Source organism: Vibrio sp. V08_P9A1T1 (genome assembly GCF_963874405.1).
Classification (GTDB): Bacteria; Pseudomonadota; Gammaproteobacteria; order Enterobacterales; family Vibrionaceae; genus Vibrio; species Vibrio anguillarum.
The window spans coordinates 18,301-28,795 of the sequence record NZ_CAWNIB010000155.1 but is presented as its reverse complement, the minus strand read 5'-3'; the positions used below and the strand labels follow the sequence as shown (position 1 = coordinate 28,795).

The following is a 10,495-nucleotide window of genomic DNA, read 5'->3' as shown; positions in this document are numbered from 1 at the left end:
TTTGGTGAATTCTCATTTTTCGAGAAAAATTAATTTAATAATGAGATGTTCTCGCAAATAAAATTGGTTAAACCAGTTTTTTTGCTAGTTAGTAAGTCAGTTGTTGCTATTTTTTTTATTAGAGGCTTTAAGTTCTATTTTTTCTTTTGGTTTTTTTCATAAATCATTGTTTTTATTTTTATTTTTATTTTAATAATTTCTGTTTTAGTGTCGTTTTTTGTTGATTTTCCTTTGTTTGTGTATTGTAAATGAGTGGAATGTCTCTGGGTAGCATTGTGGTGATTGAAAGTGAGGGTTGGTGAGCAAAGAGTGAGCTTTGATTGTTTTCGCCACTCTTTGTTGTTGAATAAAGCCAACGTTCCGATTCGCTAGCAAGATCCAATTTTTGCGTTCATCTGCTGGACTTCAATGATGACATGCCTACACTGACCGCAGATTTTTAAAGGGGAAATGAGATGTGGAGTTGGCTCTCCGTTGCTTTGTCTGGATTCATTAGTATTTCGGCTGTTGAAAGTAACAAAATCAAGCAAGCGGTAATGTTTAAGACACTCAGTATGCTGTTATTGGTGGCGATAGTTCTAAACCATACCACGCAGCTCACTTCTCCTATCTTATGGGTCACGCTCGGTCTGCTTATTTCCGCAATCGCGGACACATTGCATCTGTTGCAACGCTACTCAAAACTCTGTTTTGCTAGCTTTCTTGTCGCACAGTTGATGTACAGTAAAGCCTTCTGGGCGCAACTTTCTGACACTATGGTGTGGTGGCTACCTGCCCTTTTGATTGCGACCAGTATTGTGGCTTTTTTCCTATTGCTGCCGCAAATTGACACCTTGATCTTTCCCGTAACCATTATGGGTATGATGTTAGTTCAGTTGGCGTGGGCGGCGGGAGAGTTGTGGCTGCAGACGCAAACAGTGCCTGCCTTTGCCGGGTTTGTTGGCTGTCTGGTGCTGATGCTCTCGGCCAGTTTGTTAGCCATTCACGATTACCGCAGGCCATTGCCTTGTGGGCGCTATCTTATTTCTGGCAGCTATTTATTAGCGCAAGCGTTAATCTCCGCCTCGGTGGCCTTGTAAACATTATCGCGTCATCTATATCGTTACTTTCAGGAGCATCGAAATCTCATGACTGGGCTGATATACTGCTGCCACTTTAAATCGATGTGAGTAGTGATAGATGGATATTTTATCGGCGGCGACCATGCTTTTTTTGATCATGGACCCGCTTGGCAACCTGCCGGTCATGCTCTCCATCTTAAAACACCTTGATCCCAAACGTCGCCGTGTTGTGCTTGTGCGCGAACTTTGTTTTGCGTTGATCATTTTGATGCTGTTCTTGTTTGCTGGCAAAAACATCATGGGTTTTTTGCACGTGCAACCGGAAACTCTCAGCATTTCTGGCGGTATCATTCTCTTCATCATCTCGATTAAAATGATTTTCCCTAGTGCAGGTAGCATTACTGGATTAGCAGCGGGGGAAGAGCCCTTCATCGTACCGATGGCAATTCCGATGATCGCGGGTCCTTCAGTGATTGCGGCCTTACTGCTTCTTTCGACTCAGCACCCTGACAAACTCCTTGAGCTGTCAGCCTCTGTACTGCTCGCGTGGGGCGCCACTTTCATCATTTTGATGTTCTACGGTTTCTTCCACAAAGTGCTGGGTGAACGCGGTTTAAAAGCGGTCGAGCGTTTGATGGGATTATTGCTAGTGATGATCTCAACGCAAATGTTCTTAAATGGCGTAAAAAGCTATATGGGGCTGTGATTCGGGGATAAAAAAGCCGCCTATCGTGTGAACTTGAAGCGGCTTTTCCTATGTTGCTTTCTTTATGCCGTTAACTTACGTCATGTGTTTGCGGCGGATATCGAGCAGCGCGAAGACTCCAAATACCAGAATCGACCATTTTTCCCAACGGCTCATGCTGATCTTGTCACCAAACGCACCGATAAAAATCAGCATTTGTAGCCCGTGCATAATGAACAAAAATGCCGTCATAATATAAAGTGCAATCGCCGCTTTACCGGGGAACGGCATGAAGATATTCAGTAATAGAATCAACCAAACAAAAGCAATCGCCGCTTTTGCAAGTACCAGTAACACTCTCATTCCGAGCTCCTCTCAAATAGTCGATAACTGACTTGGCCTGCGTTTTTCTCACGGTGCAGATGCCAATTAGCAGGGATGCCTTCTAGCGCCAATTCTTTTTCCGTCTCAATATAAATCAGCGCTTCATCAGCAAGCCAGCCATTTTGTTCTAAAAGCGAGATGGCTTCGCTTAATAAGCCTTGGCGAAAAGGCGGGTCGATGAACACCACGTGGTGAGGCGTCCCTTTCTGCTTGAGAAAGGCCAGCGCATCACTATTTATCGCTCGTAAGTTGGTCGCGTTGAGCGCACCAATATTGTGTTCAAGCTGTTTGAATGCCGTCGGGTTGAGTTCAATCAGCGTCACGGATTGTGCTTGCCTTGAGGCAGCTTCAAACCCAAGGCTGCCAGAGCCTGCAAATAAATCTAAGCAGTGTGCACCAGGGATCTCCTGTGCTAACCAGTTAAAAAGAGTTTCTTTGACGCGATCCGTCGTGGGACGCAGACCTTGGGCATCATGAACAGGCAGTTTACGACCTCTCCATAAGCCACTAATAATGCGAACAAAGCCCGTTGAAGGCTTATTTTGTGATGAGTTTTGTTGGCGACGTCTTACCATAGATTTTTTGACCGCTAATAAAGTGATACTATACCCAATCTGCCAACCCGAAACGGGTTTGGTATAGCCATTGAATTTCAATAATGACAAAGTTTACCAATCTAATTGGAAAGTTTTCACTGCTTTGTCATTTTTCTTTTTCTTACGAGGGATAATCCTTCAAGAAAAGGGTCGTAGTTAGTTAGGTAGATCTAGGATATCCCCAGATGACGGAAAAAAAGAAACGTGGATTACTCTCTTGGCTCGGTTTTGGTGACGAAGAATCAAGTAAATCAACCAGCGAAACAGAACAAGTGCTTGAGCCATCTACGCTTGTCGAACCAGTTGATGCTGAGCAAGAACAAGAAACGACGGCAGTTGCTCAACCCATCGAAGAGCCACACACTGCGTTAGCAGAAGCAGAAGCAGAAGCAGAAGCAGAAGCAGAAGCAGAAGCAGAAGCAGAAGCAGAAGCAGAAGCAGAAGCAGAAGCACGAATTCAAGAGCAAGAAAAACCCAGCGAGAGTTTTTTCGCACGCTTAAAACGCAGCCTTAGCCGAACCAAAGCCAATATTGGTGCGGGTTTCTTTGGTCTGTTTAAAGGCAAGAAAATTGATGATGAGCTGTTTGAAGAGCTGGAAGAGCAACTGCTGATTGCCGATGTTGGGATGGAGACCACACTCAAAATCATCAGCAATCTGACAGAAAAAGCCTCTCGCCACGCGTTGAAAGATGGAGAGGCACTCTACGGTTTATTGAAAGACGAAATGGCTGACATTTTGGCTAAAGTAGAGCAACCGTTAGTGATCGATAGCCAAAAAACGCCCTACGTTATTTTAATGGTCGGCGTCAACGGTGTAGGCAAAACGACCACGATAGGTAAGTTGGCCAAACAGTTTCAAGCTCAAGGTAAAAAAGTGATCTTAGCGGCGGGCGATACTTTTCGTGCGGCGGCTGTTGAGCAGTTGCAGGTGTGGGGCGAGCGTAACAACGTACCAGTAATTGCGCAGCACACTGGCGCAGACAGCGCATCAGTGATTTATGATGCGATTGAGGCCGCCAAAGCACGTGGCGTGGATGTGGTGATCGCCGATACCGCTGGTCGCTTGCAAAACAAGAGCAACCTCATGGAAGAGTTGCGTAAAATTGTGCGCGTCATGAAAAAAATTGATCAATCAGCGCCGCATGAAGTGATGCTGACGTTAGATGCCGCTACTGGGCAAAACGCCATCAGCCAAGCCAAACTCTTTAGTGAAGTGGCCCCGGTGACTGGGATCACCTTAACCAAGCTGGATGGCACGGCGAAAGGCGGCGTTATTTTTGCGCTGGCCGATCAGTTTGAAATTCCGATCCGCTTTATTGGGGTTGGCGAAGGGATTGACGATTTACGTCCGTTTGAAACGCAGCAATTTATTGAAGCTCTGTTTAGCCGCGAAGAGTAAGTGTGCGTGGGTGCTCAATGAGCACCTCATCATCCAATAGAGACTGGTGAGAGGAATAGCGAGTGATTAAGTTTCAACAAGTCAGCAAAGCGTATCGCGGAGGCCGTCAGGCGCTGCAAAAGGTCGACTTTCACCTACGCCGAGGAGAAATGGCGTTTTTGGGTGGGCACTCCGGAGCCGGTAAAAGTACCTTGTTGAAGTTAATCTGTGCGATTGAGCGTCCAACCGATGGGCGCATCAGCTTTAACGGTCACGATATTACGCGTATTCCCAATCAAGATATTCCCTTTTTACGCCGCAACATCGGCATTGTGTTTCAAGATCATCGCTTGCTGATGGACAGAACGGTTTACGACAATGTGGCATTGCCAATGCGCATTGAATCGATTTCAGAAAATGAAATTAAGCGTCGCGTCTCAGCCGCGCTGGATAAAACTGATCTATTAGACAAAGCACGCTGTTTACCGAGCCAACTTTCTGGGGGTGAGCAGCAACGAGTGGGTATCGCAAGAGCGGTCGTGAACCGACCTACCTTACTGCTGGCCGATGAGCCTACGGGTAACTTAGACCCAGAGCTTTCTAACCGTGTGCTTAAACTGTTTGAAGAGTTTAACCGTGCCGGAGTCTCTATTTTGCTTGCGACGCACGACATCAGCTTAGTCAACACGCGTCCTCAATATCGTCATTTAGAACTTAACCAAGGTTTTTTAAGCGAGGTAGAAGACTATGGCCGTTAAGTCGTCGAATAAAAGGAATGCGAAAGCACGTGAACCGAAACGGGCCAAAACCGATAGTTTCTTAGCCATCCACTTTAAGCAGGCCAAGGCCTCATTTTCAAGTTTATGGTCACGCCCACTCGGCAATATTTTAACGCTCGCCGTTATTTCGATGGCGCTTGCGATGCCAGCCTGTATGTACCTGCTGAGCAAAAATATCGCGTCTGTAGCCAATAATGTCACCAGCCCTGCTCAGATCAGTGTCTATCTACATGAGCGCACACCTGAAGCACGAATTATGGTGTTGAAAGATGAGCTAGAAAGTTTGGCCGATGTCGCCAGCGTGGAGTACATCTCACCGCAGCAAGGATTGGATGACCTGAGTCAATACGCCGGGTTTGAACAAGCCATTAGTTTATTGGATGATTACGCTTTACCTGGCGTGCTTATTGTTACCCCGCAGGTTGAGCAGCAAGAGCAAATCAAAGCGCTGGCGAAAAAAATACAAGTAGAACAAGATGTCACGGATGTACGCTTGGATGAAGATTGGCTTGCTAGGTTAAACGCCATTCGAACTTTAGCGGCGATCATTGTCGCGAGTTTATCGGTATTGATGTTGGGCGCTGTATTTCTGATTGTGGGCAACACCTTGCGCTTTAACGTACAAGCCAATAAAGAAGAGATCCAAACCATGAAATTGATCGGTGCCACCGATCGCTACATTTTGCGTCCTTATCTCTATGCTGGCATGTGGTTTGGTTTATTGGGCGCATTCGCCGCTTGGCTGTTAACCGCTTTTGTGACTATTCTATTGAACGGTGCCGTTGAAGATCTTGCCCTACTGTATGACAGCCGTTTTCGTCTTATTGGCCTAAGTTGGGATGAATCCTTACTGCTGTTGATGCTCGGTACTTTCTTAGGATGCGTAGCGGCAAAAGTATCTGCGCAGCGTCATTTAAAAGAAATTGAACCAGTTTAGTTGAATATTGTCATATGTAGGCAATAACTGTTGGCTAGCTTTAGCCACAGCACTTGTATAGGCGACTTGTTTATGCATAATAGTTTCCCCTTGCTTGAATCTTGTTCATTTTAGGTTCAAGATTGTCGGGTTAAAAACATCCATTACTCCAGATCAGAAATTGATGAGGAATTGAATGACAAACCAAACGTATCAAATGGCTCTCGTTTCACAAGACAGCTTAGACAGCTACATTCGTTCAGTGAACAGCTACCCAATGCTGAGCGCGGAAGAAGAGCGGTCACTCGCAGAGCGATTACATTACAAAGGTGAAATTGAAGCGGCGAAAGGGTTGATCTTATCGCACCTTCGATTCGTTGTTCACGTTGCTCGTGGCTATTCTGGTTATGGCCTGCCCATGGCGGATTTAGTTCAGGAAGGCAATATTGGCTTAATGAAAGCGGTGAAGCGTTTCAACCCAGAAGTTGGGGTGAGACTGGTTTCCTTTGCTGTGCACTGGATCAAAGCTGAAATTCACGAATATGTGTTACGCAACTGGCGCATTGTAAAAATAGCGACCACGAAAGCGCAACGTAAGCTATTCTTCAACCTACGCAAATCGAAAAAGCGTTTAGGCTGGTTTAATAGCGGTGAAGTGGAAGCGGTTGCCCGTGAGTTGGGCGTTGACCCGGCTGAAGTGCGAGAAATGGAATCACGCTTAGCCGCGCAAGATGCCACCTTTGAAATGTCGGCGGAAGACGATGATTCGAGCTCTTCTTACACGGCACCTGTGCTTTATCTCGAAGATAAGCATTCGGATCTTGCGGATAACATTGAAGCGGCGAATTGGGAACATCACACCAACAATCGTTTAAGTTTGGCGTTGGCTAGCTTAGATGAACGCAGTAAACATATTGTGCGCTCTCGTTGGTTGGATGATCAAAAAGCTACGCTACAAGAGTTAGCGGAAGAGTATGGTGTCTCAGCTGAGCGTATTCGTCAGCTAGAAAAAAATGCAATGAAGAAGCTAAAGGATGCTGTCGGCGAGTTCTAATCACTGACTCATTGTGAAGTGCATTAAAAACCGAGATCTTACGATCTCGGTTTTTTTATTTTTGATCACTTTAAGTGATCAAATTTTCAGCGCGCTGATTGTGGATAACTCTGTGACAAAATTATTCGTGAGCTGTCATCAAGTCGGTTAAATCAAGGCTTGAACACCGTTTTATATTTGGGGATATGTATTGTGTTACACACAGAAAAGTAAGGATCATCACTACATGTTGTGGATCTATTTCTCATTTACTACTTTATCAACGCAATCCACAAGATTATCCACAAACGGCGAAAAAGTGATCAGTGGTGGATAACCTTATAAAGGCCGTGTACTTGATTGCCTTGGGATAGGTTACAATCAAACGCTAAAAATAAAACCAATCAGAGGAAGCGATGGATCAGTTTCAACATATCAATGCTCAAGCAGCACAAGCTTTAATGGAACAACATGATGCGCAATTAGTGGATATTCGTGATGCGCAATCTTTTGCGGTTGCACATGCAAATGGCGCATTCCACTTAACCAACGACAGCATGGTTTCATTTATGGAAAAAAGCGAATTTGACCAACCCATTTTAGTGATGTGTTATCACGGTATTAGCAGCCAAGGTGCGGCACAGTATCTGATTAACCAAGGTTTTGAACAGGTGTATAGTGTGGATGGTGGATTCGAAGCTTGGCATCGTGCAGGCTTGCCCGTAACCAGCAATTAGGATGACTTATGTTAAGACTGATCACGCTCAATAACCCAAGAATGGCGCAAGCCTTTATTGATTACATGGCCTCTCGTGAAATTGAGATTCAAATGATGCCGGAAGGGAGTGGTCAATTTGCGTTATGGTTACTTGATGAGCAACATCAGATTGAAGCCGAAGCGGAACTCAACCATTTTCTGCACAATCCAAATGATAGAAAGTATCAAGCCGCTTCATGGGATGTGGCTGAAAGCCGCAAAAGTCACTTTCAATATCGTTCACCGAGCATGTTGGCGATGCTCAAAGCCAAAGCTGGGCCTTTAACACTGGGCGTGATGATGGCATGCGCCATTATCTTTGCATTGCAGCAGTTTGGGCTAGCCAATCAAGTATTTTCTGCATTACATTTTCCTGCTTTGGCTGGGCAGCAATGGCAGATTTGGCGCTGGTTTAGTCATGCTTTACTTCATTTCTCTGTGCTACACATCGTCTTTAACTTGTTATGGTGGTGGCAGTTGGGGGGCGATGTTGAAAAACGGCTTGGCTCATTCAAACTTGGACAGCTATTTTTAGTGTCAGCATTGTTGTCCGGTGCGGCTCAGTACTGGGTTGAAGGAGCCAATTTTGGTGGTTTATCGGGTGTGGTCTATGCGTTGGTCGGTTATCTATGGATGCTTGGTTGGAAAGCCCCTCATCTTGGCTTGCAAATGCCCAAACCGGTGATCGGTTTTATGCTGGTGTGGTTAGTGCTCGGGTTTGTGCAACCCTTTATGGCGATTGCCAACAGCGCGCATTTAGCGGGTCTATTTGCAGGAATCGCCTTTGGATTAAATGACGCCAGCCGTCATCGAACTCGTTAAGCAAAACATCAATAGAGCGGCAATCGCTGCTCTATTGATAGATGTATTTAGTAAACAGTAGGTCAGCAATAATGGTTCGGCCTATTTCAGGCAGTAACACCGCGTTGAGCTCTGTGACCAACGTTTTTCTTAAATCTTCCCGACCTGCGAGTGATTTTATCGTCTCTTCGGTCTGTTTACCGAGTAGCTCGACGATGGCATCACGAATCAGTGGTTGATGCCGTTCAACGGCGGGTAAATCGGCGTCGCTGGATACCATCACGTCGATACGAACTTGGATGTAACCTAACTTATTTCCTTTGGTGAAAAAGTTGGTGGTGAGATCCGGCTCTAAGGTAAAGTACGCTAGCCTAGGCGCTTTTTCATCTTGTGCATAACTTGGTAACGCACAAAACAAGCTTAGGGCGATAATTATTTGGGCTACATAACGTTTAAGCATATTTCTATCTTTTCTTTAGTTGGTTCACGATACTCGAATCGCTTGAGTCTTGTTACAATAGAGCATCGGATTGTAATCAAAATGCTTATCTCGTTGTTTGGAATATACCGCAGTTGTCGCTTCCCGTTTTTACAAGCGGGTTTTTAACCTCCAACCGAGGGATTCTGTGAGTGAGCGCTTTTTATGGTTGTGTTAACCAAAAATGGACCTTTATTGTATGTTGATAAAGCCACTAATTGAATACTAGTATGAATCAATCAATTTCGCTCTATCTGTCTGCTTTGCGAGAAGTAATTTGGCAACAACCTGACGTTTTTTCTTTTCCTGATCAGGTTTCTCAGTCTTGGCTTTTAGAGCAAGGATCATTATCTCGCGTGTTAGAGGCGCAGTGTCAGCAACTGAGCGTTGAACTACTGCACAATAAGCTCGTTGAGGCAGAAAAATTACAGGGTGATGAGATGGCTCTGTTATCTGATGAAGCCTGTTTGTTACGCCAGGTTGTGCTGCGTGGTGATCAACAGCCATGGGTTTTAGGCCGAACTTTAATTCCTCAATCTTCGATGCTGGGTCAGCAATATGACTTAGCGCGCCAAGGTGATATTCCGCTTGGGTTAACGGTTTTTCGTGCTGAGCACGTTAAGCGTGACGCACTACAAGTGGGCTGGGCAATGATGGAAGAGGGGCCGTTGCTTGCACGCCGTTCACGATTATGGATGAATAATAAACCGATGTTAGTTGCGGAGCTGTTTTTACCCTTTTCACCGATTTACTCTAAGGAGAGAGTGTCATGACTTTGGTTAAGGCGCGTGCTTATTGGCAACTGATGCGCATGGATCGGCCAATTGGTTCTTTGCTATTGTTGTGGCCAACCTTATGGGCATTGATTTTAGCCGCGCAAGGTTTCCCCGATCCTAAAGTATTATTGGTATTCGTGTTGGGGGTGTTGTTGATGCGCTCAGCGGGTTGCGTGATCAACGATTTTGCCGATCGCAGAGTCGATGGACATGTTAAACGAACCAAACAGCGGCCTTTGCCTGCCGGGCGTGTGACAACCAAAGAGGCGATTGCACTGTTTTTAACGCTAGGTATCACTTCTTTCCTGCTGGTTTTGACCATGAATCCACTCACGGTTCAGCTCTCCTTTGTCGGTATCGCATTAGCGTTTGTTTATCCGTTCATGAAACGTTATACACACCTTCCGCAGTTGGTATTAGGGCTGGCCTTTAGTTGGTCTATTCCGATGGCATGGGCGGCGCAAGCCAACGAATTGCCAGCGGTGATGTGGGGGCTATTTTTGATCAATGCGTTGTGGACTGTGGCGTATGATACGCAGTATGCGATGGTTGATCGTGATGACGATATCAATATCGGAGTCAAATCGACCGCTATTTTATTTGGTCGTTTTGATAAAATCATCATCGGCATTTTACAGTTATTGGTACTGGCGTTGATGATCGCACTCGGTGGTTATTATCAGTTAGGGGCGAGTTTTTATTGGTCAGTATTGGCTGCAGCGGCTCTGTTTGTTTATCAGCAGCGTTTAATTCGTCATCGTGATCGTGATTTATGCTTCCACGCTTTTCTCAATAACAATCACGTTGGCATGGTGTTAACGTTGGGCCTGCTTTTTGCCTTTTGGTAAGT

The 10,495-nt window shown here is 45.5% G+C and carries 13 protein-coding genes; 10 read left to right on the top strand and 3 right to left on the bottom strand.

Annotated elements, in window-relative coordinates:
* The first annotated feature begins 455 nt into the window (after window positions 1–455).
* Both AACT21_RS07285 and AACT21_RS07280 read left to right on the top strand, forming a co-directional pair.
* Window positions 456–1,079 carry a lysoplasmalogenase gene (locus AACT21_RS07285; protein WP_013855503.1) on the top strand — a complete coding sequence of 208 codons (624 nt, stop codon included), beginning with the start codon at window positions 456–458 and terminating at the stop codon, window positions 1,077–1,079.
* Window positions 1,080–1,179: 100 nt separating this feature from the next.
* Complete coding sequence (locus tag AACT21_RS07280; protein ID WP_017048588.1) at window positions 1,180–1,767, top strand: YhgN family NAAT transporter; 588 nt, start codon at window positions 1,180–1,182, stop codon at window positions 1,765–1,767.
* A 75-nt stretch (window positions 1,768–1,842) separates the two neighbouring features.
* Here AACT21_RS07280 and AACT21_RS07275 read toward each other — a convergent pair whose 3' ends face one another.
* Window positions 1,843–2,109 (bottom strand): DUF1145 domain-containing protein, encoded by a 267-nt coding sequence (locus AACT21_RS07275; RefSeq protein ID WP_013855495.1) that lies wholly within the window; start codon window positions 2,107–2,109, stop codon window positions 1,843–1,845.
* Entirely contained in the window at window positions 2,106–2,705 is a 600-nt protein-coding gene (gene rsmD, locus AACT21_RS07270) for a 16S rRNA (guanine(966)-N(2))-methyltransferase RsmD (RefSeq protein WP_094164613.1), read from the bottom strand. Before rsmD ends, AACT21_RS07275 begins: the two co-directional genes overlap by 4 nt.
* Window positions 2,706–2,911: 206 nt before the next feature.
* Here rsmD and ftsY point away from each other — a divergent pair, with 206 nt between their 5' ends.
* The 6 genes from ftsY (at window position 2,912) to glpG (ending at window position 8,412) form a co-directional block, all read left to right on the top strand.
* On the top strand, window positions 2,912–4,126 hold the full coding sequence (gene ftsY, locus AACT21_RS07265; RefSeq protein ID WP_094164612.1) for a signal recognition particle-docking protein FtsY: 1,215 nt from the start codon (window positions 2,912–2,914) through the stop codon (window positions 4,124–4,126).
* Window positions 4,127–4,188: 62 nt separating this feature from the next.
* Entirely contained in the window at window positions 4,189–4,863 is a 675-nt protein-coding gene (gene ftsE / locus AACT21_RS07260; RefSeq protein ID WP_010316903.1) for a cell division ATP-binding protein FtsE, read from the top strand.
* Window positions 4,853–5,821, top strand: a complete 969-nt coding sequence (gene ftsX / locus AACT21_RS07255) for a permease-like cell division protein FtsX (protein WP_094164611.1) — start codon at window positions 4,853–4,855, stop codon at window positions 5,819–5,821. The genes ftsE and ftsX overlap by 11 nt, the downstream gene beginning before the upstream one ends.
* A 175-nt stretch (window positions 5,822–5,996) precedes the next feature.
* On the top strand, window positions 5,997–6,854 hold the full coding sequence (gene rpoH / locus AACT21_RS07250) for an RNA polymerase sigma factor RpoH (protein WP_013855491.1): 858 nt from the start codon (window positions 5,997–5,999) through the stop codon (window positions 6,852–6,854).
* Between the two features lie 395 nt (window positions 6,855–7,249).
* Window positions 7,250–7,570, top strand: a complete 321-nt coding sequence (gene glpE, locus AACT21_RS07245) for a thiosulfate sulfurtransferase GlpE (RefSeq protein ID WP_010316900.1) — start codon at window positions 7,250–7,252, stop codon at window positions 7,568–7,570.
* Between the two features lie 8 nt (window positions 7,571–7,578).
* Window positions 7,579–8,412 carry a rhomboid family intramembrane serine protease GlpG gene (gene glpG, locus AACT21_RS07240; protein ID WP_094123607.1) on the top strand — a complete coding sequence of 278 codons (834 nt, stop codon included), beginning with the start codon at window positions 7,579–7,581 and terminating at the stop codon, window positions 8,410–8,412.
* Window positions 8,413–8,443: 31 nt separating this feature from the next.
* Here the strand turns inward: glpG and AACT21_RS07235 are convergent, their stop codons facing one another.
* Window positions 8,444–8,851 carry a flagellar basal body-associated protein FliL gene (locus tag AACT21_RS07235; protein WP_013855488.1) on the bottom strand — a complete coding sequence of 136 codons (408 nt, stop codon included), beginning with the start codon at window positions 8,849–8,851 and terminating at the stop codon, window positions 8,444–8,446.
* A gap of 236 nt (window positions 8,852–9,087) precedes the next feature.
* Between AACT21_RS07235 and AACT21_RS07230 the strand changes: the two genes are divergently transcribed.
* Both AACT21_RS07230 and ubiA read left to right on the top strand, forming a co-directional pair.
* Window positions 9,088–9,642 (top strand): chorismate lyase, encoded by a 555-nt coding sequence (locus AACT21_RS07230; protein ID WP_013855487.1) that lies wholly within the window; start codon window positions 9,088–9,090, stop codon window positions 9,640–9,642.
* Entirely contained in the window at window positions 9,639–10,493 is an 855-nt protein-coding gene (ubiA, locus tag AACT21_RS07225) for a 4-hydroxybenzoate octaprenyltransferase (protein WP_017042069.1), read from the top strand. Before AACT21_RS07230 ends, ubiA begins: the two co-directional genes overlap by 4 nt.
* Window positions 10,494–10,495 lie beyond the last annotated feature (2 nt).